The organism is Capnocytophaga sputigena, assembly GCF_900446695.1.
GTDB classification, from domain to species: domain Bacteria; phylum Bacteroidota; class Bacteroidia; order Flavobacteriales; family Flavobacteriaceae; genus Capnocytophaga; species Capnocytophaga sputigena.
Map to the genome: position 1 here is coordinate 280,895 of NZ_UAVP01000007.1, position 15,599 is coordinate 296,493.

The following is a 15,599-nucleotide window of genomic DNA, read 5'->3' on the forward strand; positions in this document are numbered from 1 at the left end:
ATCAAAGCCCCTCCATATATTTCATTTCTTTATCTGATAAACCATAAATACTATATATTAATCTGTCAATTTTGTTTTCTTCTGAGGAAATGTCTTTTTCAATGTTATCTCTCGTTAAGTCTAATATTTCTGTAACTAAGTTGGATATCTCATTCCTTTGTTCTTCGTTTGTCTGAGGAATAGGTATGTTCTCAATTTCTCGTGTTCCAATATTCAAATATCCCCCTGCCATTTTTATGGAATTATATAAAATGTTTATAGAGAAGGATACTAATTTGCTGTTGAGCAATCCTAACAAGAATCTTAATTCATCTCCTAAAATAATGGTTGTTGATTTTCCTCCTAAAGTTTCACCTACATCATAGACTGCTTCAATTCGCGATGACATTCCCGCAACAATAAGTTTTTCGCTCATAGATTGGGACAATCGTCGTTCACTTATATTGTTAAGGTCTGATTGACTAACTCTTGGAAAATGGTATTTCCCTTTAATATATTGCATAGCCTTATAGCCCCATAATGATTTATATGGATCTATAGTTCCAGTATTGATAACTTTCAAAGAATCATCGGACTCTTTAGCATCATAAAGAACATTTTTTATCTCATATGCTTCTGCAACAGTTGCTGAACCAATAACATTCCACTCATCTCTTATTATAGATTTTGAGGCAAGGAATCTTTTGATAATGGAGAATTCAATCTCGCTTCTAAAAAACACATCCCAATACTCGCTTCCTATGATTTCTTGAAGGGAGACATTTTTTCGCTCTATTCTCTTGACTGTCTTCATAACGATGAAACGACATGAATTATAGTCATTTGAGGCTAATGTCCTACGACCAACTATCGTACAAGGATAAACAGCTGCATTTATAAAAACAGGAAGTCTACTGTAGTCACGAATTTCAATAATGTCATTTGCGACAATCTGTTCTCGCAATTTAGATGTGTATTTTGCTGCTATAAGTTTGTTTGGTAAGATAAAACTATATATTCCCTCAAATGAACATAATTTGATACCCTTTTCGACGAAGATAACAAACATATCCCAATTTCCTCTAGCACAAGTGAAAATTTGGGAGTATTGCTTTCTTAATTCGGGCATAATATTTGTCATTGTTTCTGAATCAATATATGGTGGGTTACCGATGACAATGTCGAAGCCCTCTTTAGAGGGGCGATCTCACAAGAATCAATGGTATATTCCATATTCTTTCCATCCTTCTTGTTGACAATTGATTGGGGTATGTAATCCTGTATATACGAGGTAACGATAGAAGGTTGTCTTTGATACTTTTAGTTTTTTAGTAATGATTTTTTTCTGCGTACCCTTTTCTAATTCTTTGACGATCCATTCGTGTTTCTCGGTACATTTTGGGTTGAGCCTACAGCGGAAACCTCTTTGTCTACCAAGTACCACCCCCTCTGCTTTTTTGCGAGCAAGTGCTTCTTTGGTGCGCTGACTGATAAGGTTGCGCTCAATCTCGGCTGATAGACCAAAAGCAAAAGCAAGCACTTTGCTCTGTATGTCATCTCCTAAGCGGTAATTGTCTTTAATAGTCCATACACGGCACTCTTTGGTCATACATATATTGAGAATTTCCATTATCATAAACAAGTTACGCCCTAACCGTGACAGTTCACTGCAAATGATAATATCTTCTTTGCCTACCTTTTTCAGTAACTTTCCCAATTGACGTTTGTTATAATTTTTGGTGCCGCTAATGGTTTCTTCAATCCAGTCGTCTATTAACAATCCTTTTTTCTCACAAAAGTTTGTAATTTCAAATCGCTGGTTCTCTATTGTTTGTTTGTCACTACTCACCCGAATATATCCGTATATCATAATGAGACGTCTAAACTTGTATCACTCCTAAGTTAAACGCTTTTTCAATGGGGGCATTGTTGGCAGCTTCTATACCCATTGCTATCCATTGGCGGGTTTCTAATGGGTCGATGATGGCATCCGTCCAAAGGCGAGCAGCAGCATAGTAAGGTGATATTTGCTCGTCGTATTGCTCTTTGATATGTGCAAAAAGGGCAGCTTCTTTTTCGGGAGTGAGCTCTTCACCTTTTTTCTTTAGGTTAGCGGTTTCTATCTGCAAGAGTACTTTAGCAGCTTGTGCGCCCCCCATTACCGAAATGTTTCCACTGTGCCACGATACGATAAGACGCGGGTCGTAAGCCTTACCACACATTGCGTAGTTGCCTGCGCCGTACGAATTGCCTATGACCACTGTAAATTTAGGTACAACTGAGTTCGCAACCGCATTCACGAGTTTAGCCCCATCTTTGATAATCCCTCCGTGTTCTGATTTAGAGCCTACCATAAAACCGGTAACATCTTGCAAAAAGAGCAAAGGTATTTTCTTTTGGTTGCAATTGGCAATAAAGCGGGTCGCCTTGTCGGCACTATCCGAGTAGATAACCCCTCCAAACTGCATTTCCCCTTTTTTAGTTTTCACTACCTTGCGCTGGTTGGCAACAATGCCTACTGCCCAACCCTCAATACGCGCATAGCCCGTTAGGATGGTTTGTCCGTAACCTTCTTTATATTCGTCAAATTCTGAATTGTCTACCAATCGGAGGATGATGTCTTTCATATCATAAGGCTCTGAGCGCAATTTAGGCAAGATACCGTAAATTTCATTAGGGTCTTTCAGCGGTTTGTGTGCTTCAATGCGGTTAAAGCCCGCTTTTTCGGCATCGGCGAGTTTAGCCATTGTACGGCGCACACGGTCAAGGGCATCTTTATCATCGGTTGCCTTATAGTCGGTTACCCCGCTAATTTCACAATGAGTAGTGGCGCCGCCTAAGGTTTCATTATCGATATTTTCTCCTATAGCAGCTTTTACCAAATAGCTGCCCGCCAAAAAGATACTTCCCGTTTTATCTACTATCAGTGCCTCGTCGCTCATTATAGGCAGATAAGCCCCTCCTGCCACACAACTGCCCATTACTACGGCTATTTGGGTGATGCCCATACTGCTCATCAGGGCGTTGTTGCGAAAGATGCGACCAAAGTGTTCCTTATCGGGGAAAATCTCGTCCTGCAAAGGTAAGTACACCCCTGCGCTATCTACTAAATAGATGATAGGCAAGCGATTTTCCATTGCAATTTCTTGAGCGCGTAGGTTCTTTTTAGCTGTAATAGGAAACCACGCACCTGCCTTTACAGTAGCGTCATTGGCTACTACTACACATTGTTTGCCAGCAACATAGCCTATCACTACCACTACACCTGCCGAGGGACAGCCGCCGTGTGCTTCGTACATTCCCTCACCAGCAAAAGCGCCTATTTCTATTTGAGGTTTATCTTTGTCTAACAGATATTCTATGCGTTCACGAGCCGAGAGTTTGCCTTGGCTGTGTAATTTTTCGAGGTTCTTTTTGCCCCCGCCTTCTTTTACCTTTTTCAAGCGTTTACGCAACTCGCTAAGGGCTAATTTATTGTAATCTTCGTTTGTATTGAATTGAATGTCCATATTTGATTAATATTGTACATTTTACATTTTGCCATCATTGGCAGTTATCCGAAAATCTTGGATAACTCAATTTTTACCTAACTCTTTCATCGCTATTTCAGTTTTAAGTATTTACCTGTGTAGCTTTGTTTGTTTTTAGCGATTTCCTCAGGGGTGCCAGTCGCTACGAGATTGCCTCCTTTGGCGCCGCCTTCTAAACCTAAATCTATTACATAGTCGGCTGATTTGATCATTTCGGTATTGTGTTCGATAATGATAACTGAATGCCCTTTTTCTATAAGGGCTTGCAATGAATCTAAGAGTTTGCGAATGTCGTGAAAGTGCAAACCAGTGGTTGGCTCATCAAAAATGAACAGCACTTTTTCTTTGCTATCCGATTTTGATAGGAAAGAAGCCAATTTTATCCGTTGGGCTTCCCCTCCCGATAGGGTAGAGGAGGACTGCCCCAGTGTTACATACCCCAACCCTACATCTTGCAAGGGTTTGAGTTTTTCGGCTATTTTGGTTTGTTTGTGCTTTTGGAAAAAGGCTACAGCATCATCGATAGTAGTGTTTAGCAGGTCATCGATGTTTTTGCCTTCGTACATCACCTCAAGGACTTCTTTTTTGAAGCGTTTGCCGCCACAAGCCTCACAAGTGAGGTGCACATCAGCCATAAATTGCATTTCTATGGTTACTTCACCTTCGCCTTTGCACACTTCACAACGACCTCCATCTACGTTGAATGAGAAGTGTTTAGATTGGAAATTGCGCATCTTTGCCAATTTCTGATTTGCAAAGAGGGCGCGAATATCGTCGTAAGCCTTGATATAGGTAATAGGATTTGAACGAGTTGATTTGCCAATAGGGTTTTGGTCTACAAATTCCACACTTTGCAAGTGCTTGTATTTTCCCTCTATTTTGGTAAACTGACCGATTTTCTCTCCGCCTAAGTCTAATTCTTTTTGAATAGCAGGATAGAGCAATTTTTTCACCAAAGTAGATTTTCCGCTACCCGATACCCCTGTAACTACCGTGAGCATATCCAAAGGAAAAGTAACATCTATGTTCTTAAGGTTGTTCTCGCGGCAGCCTACCAAAGTGATGTGTTGCGGAGAGGTGCGCCGTTTTTTGGGTACTTCAATTGCTAAACGTCCGCTGAGGTATTTCCCCGTAAGAGTATCGGCTTTTAGAAGTTCTTTATAAGTGCCTGCCGCTACCACTTCACCGCCGTGCGTTCCGGCTTCAGGACCTATATCGATAATATAGTCGGCAGCTTTCATAATATCCTCGTCGTGTTCTACCACAATCACCGTATTGCCTAAATCGCGCAAGGATTTTAGTACGCCTATCAGTCGTTCGGTATCGCGTGGATGCAAGCCGATACTGGGCTCATCGAGTATGTACATAGAGCCTACCAAACTACTGCCCAACGAGGTCGCTAAGTTGATGCGCTGGCTTTCTCCCCCTGAGAGCGTGTTCGATTTTCGGTTGAGGGTTAAATAGCCTAAGCCCACATCGGCAAGGAATTGCAGACGGTTGTTGATTTCTAACAACAATCGTTTGGCTACCTCTTGCTCGTAATCGTTGAGCTTGAGTTCTTTAAAGAAAATTTGTAGTTCTTCAATAGGCAATTCTACCAAGTCCGAAATGCTTTTACCTGCTATTTTCACGTAGTTAGCCTCTTTGCGCAAACGTTTGCCGTGGCATTCGTGACAACGCGTTTTTCCGCGATAGCGCGCCAAGAGTACTCGGTTTTGTATTTTATAACTTTTGTCCTCTAACTCTTTGAAGAAATCGGTGAGTCCCGTGAAATACTTATTGCCGTCCCAAACCAATTGTTTCTGTTTATCAGTGAGTTCAAACCAAGGTTTGTGTATGGGAAAATCAAATTTATAAGCATTGTTCACTAATTGGTCGAGATACGAGCCCATCGTCTCGCCACGCCAAGGGTAAATAGCTTTTTCGTAAACCGAAAGTCCTGTGTTAGGTACGATAAGATCTTCGTCAAGACCAATAGTATCGCCATAACCGTCGCATTGGGGGCAAGCTCCATAAGGGTTATTGAAGCTGAACAAGTGTACGTTAGGCTCTAAAAAAGTGATGCCGTCCAACTCAAACCGATTGCTGAAATGCGTTTGCACCACCCCGTCTATTTCCTGAATATAGCACTCGCCTTTGCCTTCAAAAAAAGCGGTATCTACAGCATCGGCAAGGCGGTGCTGAAAATCCTCGTCGTGACGCACAATCACCCTATCTACTACCAATTGGAAATTGTCGAGATTCTTAGGCAAGTTGTCTTCCTCAAGGCGGATGATTTCTTCTTTGTGCAGAATGCGTGCATAGCCTTGTTGTAAGAGGAGTTTGAGCACTTGCTCTACCGTACGGTCTTTAGGGATATTCACAGGTGCCAAAAGCAATAGTTTTGTACCTTCGGGATACTGCATTACTGCATCTACCACATCGGTAACGGTATGTTTTTTTACCTCTTGACCTGAAATAGGTGAATACGTTTTCCCGATACGTGCGAAGAGTAATTTTAAGTAGTCGTACACCTCGGTAGAAGTGCCCACGGTAGAACGCGGGTTAGAGGTGTTTACTTTCTGTTGAATAGCAATAGCAGGGGCTATCCCTATGATATTGTCTACTTTTGGTTTGTCTAACTTACCCAAAAACTGACGTGCGTACGACGAGAGGCTCTCCACATAGCGGCGTTGCCCTTCGGCGTAAAGCGTATCAAAAGCCAATGATGATTTACCTGAGCCTGAAAGCCCTGTAATCACTACCAACTTGTTGCGGGGAATCCCCACCGTAATATCTTTAAGATTGTGCAGTTTAGCACCTTTTATAAGGATTTCTTCGGTTTTCATTTTTAACAATCAAGGGGGCAAAGGTACGACTAATTTGCTAATTAGCCAATACTTACGTGATATAAAAAAGAACTACCCAAAAAAGTGTCCTTTTTTAGGTAGTTCGTGTCTATTTAGGTTTTTATGTTTTTTATTCGTTTTGCACCATTTGTGAGTTTGATTCTATTTCATCTTGTGGTATTTGGTATACCCAACGTTTATCGCCAGCGGGTACTGTTACCATAAAAGTATGGTTGCTGCCAGCCTCATTTCGGTTTACCCCTAAATGCCAACGTTTGAAATCGAAGAAGCTAGTGCCTTCACCCCATAGCTCTATGCGGCGCTGAGTGCGTACTTCGTCTCGCATAGCCGCTTGAGTGGTAGCAGTGAGCGTGTAAGAAGGGTCGCGATAGTCGTGCATAAAGTCTTCAAGGGCAGTTTTAGCAGCGCTCAAATTGTTCTGTTCTACCAAAGCCTCTACATACAAAAAGAAAGGGTCTTCTATGCGTATGAAGCAGTAATCACTTAAGAAACGCTGGTCGGTAGCGTATTTCACATTGGCGTAATTGGGTAATCCATAACGATCGGCGATTGTGGGGAAAAGTGTACTATTGATATATATTTTCTTACGTACATCAGTATCGGCTATCTTAGCATAGAGGTTGCTGTACATATTTTTATAAGCTCCTGAACCCCCAGCATAGCCTTGTGTTATGGTATTATCGATATGCGAATAGAAAGACCCAAAGGAAGTTGTAGTCTGCTGAGTGATATCATACCCCCAAAGCCAAGAGGTATTACTGATATCCCATTTAGCTCCTTGCACTTCAGCCATAGAAGTATAATTGAAATCGGTTGCGTTGAGTACAATTTGGGCGTATTGGGCTACCTTTGCCCACTCCTCTTTGTGTGCATACACTTTGGCAAAATAAGCAGCGGCGACAGCTTTGTCTACATCTTCTTTGCTTTCGGTGATGGTAAAGCGGGCATCATCTACCACTGATAGGTCTTCTTCCATTTGACGATATACTTCGGCTACTGTGGCACGCGGTAGTTTGCCATCGGTAGGTTTGAGCATTAGGGGCACCCCTAATTTAGACTCGTTGCCTTTGTAAGAATGTTGATACAAATTCACCAAATAGAAATAGTAAATCGCGCGTAACGACTTGAGTTCAGCATATTTTTGATAGAGCACTTGCTCAGCGGGAACTTCCGAAAAATAATCGGCTAAAATCGTGTTGATAGCACTGATTTGTCGATAGAGGAAAGACCACATAAAGCTAGTGCGCGAATAGTTTGCATTGCGCATATCGAAATAATAGTCATAGCCAAACCAGTGATATGATGCTTGTACCATATCAAGCCCTGTAAGGTCTGACGACAGATGGATAGACTTCAGCCCAAACGAATCGTGATAGTTACTCTGTAGTGCTACATTGTTGTTGTAAATACCGTTGAGTTCTACTTGTAGGAGGTTGGCTTTAGTTTGTACATCGGCTTTGAGTTCCTCTTTGCGTTGGTCGGTGAGGTACTCGTTTACCTTGGGGTCGAAATCACTCTTAGAACAAGCAGTAATAAGCAGTGATAGAAAAGCGGCGGAAAGTATATATTTTTTCATAGCTTTTACGATTTTAAAAATTGAGTGTTAATCCCATTGATACCGTGCGGATTGGGCTATATACTGCATAGTCATTGCTACCTGCCAAGCTGGTGCGGGGGTCTAATCCTTTGCGTTTGCTCCACAAATATACGTTGTCGGCAGTGATGTAGTAACGCAGTTTTGTGAGTCCTAATTTTTCAATTACTTCACGGTTGAAAGTGTAGCCTAAACTCACATTGCGCAGTGATAAATAGTCTGATGATACTATAAAACGATCGGAAAGACTAAGCACCTTTTGGTTTGCAAACTCCAATCGAGGAATGTCGGAGGTAGTGTTTTCAGGAGTCCAACGATTGCGAATATCAGTATGCCAAGTTCTACCCAAGTCGCCAGAGTGCATTAGGTTAGCGTACTGAGAGTCGTAGAATTTACCACCGAATTGGTAAGAAAATTGTACCGCAAGGTCGAAATTATAGGCGCTAAGCGTTGTGCCAAAGCCTCCTTGCAAATCGGGGATAGAGGTGCCAACATATTGTTTGCTAGAACTATCGTAATCAGCACTGCCTTTTAGTTCATATTCACCCGTAGTCGCATTTTTTACATAAAATTGCGCATCACCATTAGCGGGATTTACGCCTCCCCATTTCACCATATAGAAATCGTAGATACTACCACCCTCTTTTAGTATTTGATAGCCGCTTGAGAGTCCTTTTTCGCGCAATTCTTCAGGTAGGCGAGTGATTTCGTTTTTGTAGTGCAATCCGTTTAGCGAGATTGTCCACTGCACATTGTCGGTGCGTACTGGGGTTATTCCTAGTGAAAATTCAAATCCTTTGTTCATCATATCGGCAACGTTGCGCGGTTCTGAAGAAAAACCAGTAGAAGCAGGCAGCGGCATATTGAATAACAAATCTTTAGTTTTCTTTACAAAATAGTCAGCCTCTAAGGTAAGTCGGTTTCTAAAGAACCCTAGTTCTATCCCTGCATTGAGGTTGCCACTCTCTTCCCAAGTAATATTGCGATTACCTTTATAGCTGGCTTCAAGCCCTGGGGTATTACCATTGGTACTTACGCTATAGAGCGTCATATAAGGTACGTACGAACGCCCACCTCCAGGGAGGTAAAGAGCATCGTTACCTTGTACCCCATAGCTGAGTTTTAGTTTTATCAAATCAACGAATTTCGCTTTTTCTAAGAATTTTTCTTCGCTGAGCAACCACGATGCCCCAACTGACCAGAAAGTACCCCAACGATTTTCGGGGGCAAATACCGAAGACCCATCGCGGCGCAAACTGCCTGATAGATAATACTTATGTTTATAATTAGCATTTATCTGACCGAAGTAGCCTTCTACAAAATAACGACGAGAGTATGAAGTGAGCGAACTGAGTACAGCCGCGTTGTTGAACTCACTATTGCGCGGATCTACAAAATTTTTCTTAGATCCTTCAATGGTACCAAAACGCTTCAGATAAGTTTCGTGTCCTAAAAAGGCTTCAAAACCATAGTCGTCCCAGTTTTTATTATAGCGCAACAATTGGTTGAAGGTCATTACTATATTATCCGATTTGTACTTAGTAGATGAGCCACCATAGTTCTTGCCAGCTCCTCCTAATGGGGTAGTGAAGTAATTCACATCGTAGAAATTGGCATAGAAATTACCATTGGCAGAAAGGGTAAGATTTTTATGTAGTGTTGCATCTAATGAAAGCGACTGATTGAAATAGTAATCGCGATTGTAGTTCAAGTTCTCGCGTTGTGTTGCCACGGGATTGGTATTATCGTTGAATTTTCGGGTAATCCCATAGTCGTAAGTACTCAAGCGATTGCCATTGGCATCGTGTTCATAGATGGGGTAAATAGGAGCGATAGTGCGCGTCCACGCAAAAGGGTTGTCATAACCATTATCTTCTGTACTTCCTTGTTGTTCAGTATAAGTAATCATAGAGGAAGCATTGGTCTTAAGCCAAGAAGTGATATCCCCCTTATAAGAAAAACGAGTTGCATAGCGATTGAAATAAGTATTCATATTATACCCTTCATCGCCTAAATAACCAAAAGAAAAATAGAAACTATTGTGTTCTGTACCTTTGGTCATACTCAAATTGTGTTCTTTGCGCACACGGTTGTTGAAGAGCGCTTTCTCCCACTGGTTGAAAGTTGCCGCATCGGAATATTTGATAGAAGCAGCAGGGTTGAGTTTACCGTTAGGGAGCACCACTTGGTCATCGGCTACATTATAGATGTTGTAACCACTACCCACATTGCCAATGAGCGACTTACTAGCATTGCTGCGCGCCAAGGCATCAGCCTGATTTTGAGTGTACAAATTCTGATTGTAGAGTGCAGACCAAAGGGTTTCGTAGTATTCGGATGGGCTGCTGATGATATCGTACTCAGGAATACCGCGATAGTTGAAGCCCAACTTACTGTCTAAAGTGATAGATAAGCGACCTTTAGAACCACTTTTGGTAGTGATGAGTACCACCCCATTAGCGCCACGAGCCCCATAAAGTGCTGAAGAAGAAGCATCTTTTAGTACGTTCACACTCTCTATGTCGCTGTTGTTGATGGCGTTGAGTGTTCCTTCAAAAGGTACGCCATCTAAGATGATAAGTGGAGAACTAGAAGCATTGATAGAGCCAATCCCCCTAATGCGGATAGCCGAACTACTCCCTGGTTGCCCTGAAGAAGTGGAGATTTGTACCCCTGCTACAGCCCCCTCTAAAGTTTTGGCTACATCGGTAGTTTGTTTAGCCTGAATAGTTTCGGCTTTGATAGTAGCCATAGAGCCTGTAAACGATTTTTTATCGGTAGTACCATAAGCGACAGCTACTACCTCAGTACCTTCAAGCTCAAGTACATCAACAGAAAGAACGATGTTTAGGTTGTGTTCCTTACCTACTTTTACCTCTTTAGGAGCATAGCCGATAGTTGAGAATACCAAAATATCCCCCTGATGAGCTTTGATTTCAAAGTTTCCATTCCAATCGGTAGCCATACCTTTATTGGTGCCTTTGATAACAATAGCAGCCCCAGGCAATTCTAGACCGTCCTGATCTTTTACGGTACCTTTGATAGTTACTTCCTGGGCTATTAGCCAAAAAGGAAAAAGTAAACAGAAGATAAACGAAGCGATTTTGTGTGTGTTATCCATACTTTTATTTGTTTTAACGGCTCAAAAGTATCAATATCTTTCGTAATAACAAAACAAAAGTTTCAAAATTAACAAAGATTAACTTTTTAACACTTTTTTATAACATTCTTGATTTTTAACAGAATATCAAAATAGGAGTCATTGTAAAGATATTTTTTGAAAGATTGTCAGTTTTGAAGGTTGTTTACTGAAGAAAACGCAAAAATAATGACGAATTACGAATTACGAATGACGAGGGACGAATGATGAATTACGAATTACGAATGACGAGGGACGAATGACGAATTTTTAAAGGTGTATATATAGTTTCTCAATAATTTCGTACATTTGCCTCATAAACTAAAAAAAACAAAAAATGGATAAATTACTACGTATCATACACCTATTGCGATTTATACGCGATTGTAATAGAAAGGGAATTTACCCTAACTACCAACAAATCTACAAAGAAATGGATAGTTATTTAGCTGAAAAAGGGTATAACCGACAATTATTTGAGCGCGACAAAGAGACAATACGCGATGAATGGCACTATGATTTGAGATTTGAGGATGAAACTTATGCGCTATACGAAGATGAAAATCAGCTGATAGTAGACGACCTATTGGCAGCTTACATCTTGTTTACCGTGCAAAACCAAGACGGCAAACTACCTGAATGCGTGATTACAGAAACTCGTCAGCATACGGGTACAAACCATATAGCCGACTGTATAGAGGCTATAGAAGCACATAAAGAACTACACATTACTTACTACGACTACCGCGATGAGCAAACCAAAGCCTATACGCTACAGCCTTACAAACTAAAACATAAAGACTATAAATGGTATGTGTTGGCAGTAGATAAACAAGATAACAGTGTGCCTTTTAAAGCTTTTGCCTTAGAGCGTGTGCGTTCGTTAGAAATAGGTGCTACCTTCCGCCCTAATAAGCAATTAGACTTCTACAGTCCGTATTACAATGCTTTTGGGATGTTTACCGATGCCAAAGCCGAAAAGGTAGTGCTACAGTTTGAACACCGTGATGGCAACTATCTCAAAGCCTCACCTATTCACCACTCACAGCGGGTTATAGCTGAAACAGCAACGCATATCACCTTTGAACTCTATGTAAAACCCACTCTTGACTTTATTATGGAATTGATGAAACGCAGTTGGTCGCTTACTATATTAGAACCTACTCACTTGCGAGATACTTTTGTAAAATATTGGCAAGAAGCAGTGAAGAGAAATTTGGAAGTGCGTTAATTTGTTGATTGCAGTTTTAAAAAGTTTTGCACTTCATCTGCTTTTATTATAGGAAGTTCTATAGTATTGCGATTGATTTTTTGATGGTATAAATTATGCCATTCTTGTAAAGTTATTTTGAGTAAGTTGGCTCTTTGTACTAAATTATCAGCGACTATTAGAAGATAGTTACACAGTCCTAATAACTTAAAATAGTGTTTCTTTTCTATTTTACCAATTGATAATACGAAGTAAATTCCTACTTTCTGACTTATTTTGAAGATGTTTTTTTAAGTCTCAAAGTGAGTAAAGGCAAAGTTCTCTATATTTTCTATAAACAAAATGATATGAGGAACTTTATAGAGCTCTTTATGCTGTTTTTTATATCGATTTGCTATTTCTTTTTGTAAAATAGCAAGCGTTTCAAGCGTTTTTCTTTCATCTTGTGCATTGATAGAGAACATTCGTACATTTTTAGAATGCTTATGGTAGAGCATTGTCCAGCGTATTTCTTGTACTAATAGTTCTCTTTCATCAGGGTTATTTCCTTCAATAAGTATAGGACTTATTTTAGCAATATCTACGAATTTCACTTCTTTGATAAATACACCTAAAGGTACGGGGAGTGTCATTTTTTTTGGAGCTCTAACTTGTAAAAGTTCTTGAAAGGTTTTCATATTGTGTGATATTATAAGTTATTGAGGGCAAAGATAATATAGGAGGTGTATCATTTTGTGATACTATGGTAAAAAAAAGAGTGCCAAGAATTGTTCTTGGCACTCTTTTTTATTGTTAAGAATGAGAATTATTCATTTAATAATGAATAAATCCAGTCAATAAAAATTGGACGATTATCTCTATTGCTTGCTTTGCCTTCTTTCTTTTCATACCAATCATTGGTTACGTAGTATTCCTTACCATTGTATTGAAAAAAAGGTTTAGCATAATATCTATCCTCTAAATCCTTGTTATTGCTGATATTTTCCTTTGTGTTTTCAAGCAAGATAGGAAAATAATGTCCTAAAGTTTCTTTACACTCTTGTCCATTAGTGAGAGTAGAGAGATTATCTTCTAACAATCCATACTCATCCATAAGTTTAAGGCATTCAAAAGCAAATTCTTTGTTTTTAAGCTTATTAATTTTTTCAAAGGTTTTATCTTCTAAATCATCAAAAATAATTTTTTGTTCAGAAGATGATTCTGGTTTCCTTTTTAAAAAATGAATCCAACCCTCATTATGAGCCTTTTTAGCTAATTCAAAAAAATCTTTAGAAGGTTTCTCTACTTCAATTTTATTATTCATTAAAGTATCTGGATGGTACAATTCAATACAAATAGCTTTGATAAGTTTTTGTATTTTGCCATTTATAGGGTCTTGTGTTTCTGGTTTATCCATTATATAATTTAGATAGTTAGGGATTACCACTATATTCCATAATGAACTAAAATAGTAAGGGTTGTGTGTAGTGTTAGACCATACATGAGAAAGGGTATAATTAAAGAAATCACTATTATTACCATTAATAGTATAACCTGTCGCTTTTTCAATAGCAGTAACAACTGTTTGATTTCCATTACCATCAATAGCAACTTTGACTTTACCATCTTTAAAGAATAAGGAGTATTGACTAGCTATTTTCTTAATTTTTGCTTTATCTTTTTTCTTTAAAGCATTTTTTTTAGGTTCAGCTTCAAATTCATCAAGGTATTTTTTGCCAAACCTAATATTGATTTTAGCGTTATTGCTAATGTCAGAGAGCATTTCTTTTGCTCTTTTCTCCACCTCTTTTTTTTCAATAAAAAGGCAAGATTTTACAAAATGTTCAATGAAAGCGTCTTCATTTCCATTGAAAAGAGTTTTAATAAATTCTTGGGTTCCGTTCATAAATTTGTGATGATTTAAATTAACGCCCCAAAAGTACTAACTATTTTTCTTGCTACCAAATATAAAATGTTAAAATTTGGGACGTTAGGATAATTTTTTTACTGTTCATTCACTAAATGAAAATAAATAGTCTTTCTATTTCTACAAAGAGTATATTGCAAACTTTCTCAAAGTGCGGAACTTCGTAAAGCCGAATACTCTTTCCACTCTTAAAAGAAGCTGTCTAAAAAGTTCTATTTGTGTGGGCGTTTGCAAAACGCCCTTACATAGTATACTTTAAAAGTAATTGATTATCATAGTAATGGCAAAGGTAATATAGAAGGTGTATCATTTTGTGATACAATGATAAAAAAGAGTGCCAAGAATTTTTCTTGGCACTATTTTTTGATTGTTAAGAATGAGAATTATTGCTGCTTGTACTCTTTGTATGCTGCTAAAACAATTTTTTCTGTATTACTCCAAAGCTTTACCATTCTTTGTTGTCCTTTATAATATACTTCAAAAACCTTTCCGTGATTATTGTCATAAATTTCAGTCATAGGTTTAAAATTACCTTGAAAATTTTTATGAAAACCTTTGTTCTTAGCAACTTCTTCTTCTAATTGCTCTACTGAAACCTCATTAGATTTTTCATAAAGTTTTAAAAAAGCTAATAAAATAATTGAATTTTGTTGATGTGTGTCTTTTAACCATTTAGGAACTCTCCTTTTCACCTTCAATTTTTCATTAACAATGAGATTTTTTTCAAATGATTCTAATACATTTTTATTTAAATCCAACTCTTTTTCAGCTTTAGGGGGTTCTGTATATAGAAACTCTAATACATAAGTGTTTATAATTCCCTCTACTTCACTGTAAATCTCAGCAAGTCTGTTGGTAAAATCTTTTGTGACAATATCTTTTGGATATTCAAAATCCTTTTGATATTCTTTAAGTCTATCAATTACCTCTTGTTTCTTTTCTTTAGGGAAAAGATCGTTATTCCTCTCATCGTTGATGAACTCAATGAAATCTTTACCACTTTTCTTAGCATTGATCTCTTTTGAAGTAGGAACTAAGTTACCTGCTAAGTATAATCCTCCATACTTTCTATTACAAGGAATAAGGTGGTCAAAAACGACTTCTTCCTTTTTTAGTTTCTTTCCTGTGTAGGCACACTTATAGTTGAAATATTTTAGTATATTTTCCATTGTGCTACCGTCTAAAGTTCCCATTTTTTCACTAATATTGTTAAGAATAGATCTAACAATAGAGTTTTGAGCATTTGAAATAGGATAATTTTTTCTTTTTGCCATTTTTAATTTTGTTTTTTAATGTTGTTAATGCGCCCCAAAGGTACTAACTATTTTCCTTGTTACCAAATATAAAATGTTAAAATTTGGGACGTTAGGGTGATTTTTTTGTTGTTTATTC

10 protein-coding genes and 1 pseudogene are annotated in these 15,599 nt (G+C 38.7%); 1 reads left to right on the plus strand and 10 read right to left on the minus strand.

The features are described 5' to 3' along the window. Window position 1 precedes the first annotated feature (1 nt). The 7 genes and pseudogenes from DR017_RS05205 to DR017_RS05230 form a co-directional block, all read right to left on the minus strand. Window positions 2-793: a TaqI-like C-terminal specificity domain-containing protein gene (locus DR017_RS05205; RefSeq protein WP_427846812.1), complete on the minus strand. Its 792-nt coding sequence runs from the start codon at window positions 791-793 to the stop codon at window positions 2-4. A 96-nt stretch (window positions 794-889) separates the two neighbouring features. After that, window positions 890-1,162 (minus strand): annotated as a pseudogene (locus DR017_RS14545) (Eco57I restriction-modification methylase domain-containing protein); the annotation flags it as partial. A gap of 33 nt (window positions 1,163-1,195) precedes the next feature. After that, on the minus strand, window positions 1,196-1,849 hold the full coding sequence (locus DR017_RS05210; protein WP_002677350.1) for a master DNA invertase Mpi family serine-type recombinase: 654 nt from the start codon (window positions 1,847-1,849) through the stop codon (window positions 1,196-1,198). A gap of 10 nt (window positions 1,850-1,859) precedes the next feature. Then, window positions 1,860-3,488 (minus strand): acyl-CoA carboxylase subunit beta, encoded by a 1,629-nt coding sequence (locus DR017_RS05215; protein ID WP_002677161.1) that lies wholly within the window; start codon window positions 3,486-3,488, stop codon window positions 1,860-1,862. A 92-nt stretch (window positions 3,489-3,580) separates the two neighbouring features. Continuing rightward, on the minus strand, window positions 3,581-6,337 hold the full coding sequence (uvrA, locus tag DR017_RS05220) for an excinuclease ABC subunit UvrA (RefSeq protein ID WP_002677394.1): 2,757 nt from the start codon (window positions 6,335-6,337) through the stop codon (window positions 3,581-3,583). Window positions 6,338-6,467: 130 nt separating this feature from the next. Beyond that, window positions 6,468-7,934 (minus strand): RagB/SusD family nutrient uptake outer membrane protein, encoded by a 1,467-nt coding sequence (locus DR017_RS05225; RefSeq protein WP_002677253.1) that lies wholly within the window; start codon window positions 7,932-7,934, stop codon window positions 6,468-6,470. A gap of 13 nt (window positions 7,935-7,947) precedes the next feature. After that, window positions 7,948-11,073 carry a SusC/RagA family TonB-linked outer membrane protein gene (locus DR017_RS05230; protein ID WP_002677244.1) on the minus strand — a complete coding sequence of 1,042 codons (3,126 nt, stop codon included), beginning with the start codon at window positions 11,071-11,073 and terminating at the stop codon, window positions 7,948-7,950. Window positions 11,074-11,428: 355 nt separating this feature from the next. On the opposite strand from DR017_RS05230, the gene DR017_RS05235 reads away from it, so the two are divergent. After that, entirely contained in the window at window positions 11,429-12,322 is an 894-nt protein-coding gene (locus DR017_RS05235) for a helix-turn-helix transcriptional regulator (protein WP_002677612.1), read from the plus strand. 269 nt (window positions 12,323-12,591) lie between these two features. On the opposite strand, the gene DR017_RS05240 is transcribed toward DR017_RS05235, so the two are convergent. The 3 genes from DR017_RS05240 to DR017_RS05250 form a co-directional block, all read right to left on the minus strand. Next, a complete protein-coding gene (locus tag DR017_RS05240; RefSeq protein ID WP_002677425.1) occupies window positions 12,592-12,933 on the minus strand; it encodes a hypothetical protein in 342 nt (113 codons plus the stop codon). 173 nt (window positions 12,934-13,106) lie between these two features. Beyond that, window positions 13,107-14,186: a PM1201 family protein gene (locus tag DR017_RS05245; protein ID WP_002677314.1), complete on the minus strand. Its 1,080-nt coding sequence runs from the start codon at window positions 14,184-14,186 to the stop codon at window positions 13,107-13,109. 404 nt (window positions 14,187-14,590) lie between these two features. After that, window positions 14,591-15,481, minus strand: a complete 891-nt coding sequence (locus DR017_RS05250; RefSeq protein WP_002677534.1) for an HNH endonuclease — start codon at window positions 15,479-15,481, stop codon at window positions 14,591-14,593. Window positions 15,482-15,599 lie beyond the last annotated feature (118 nt).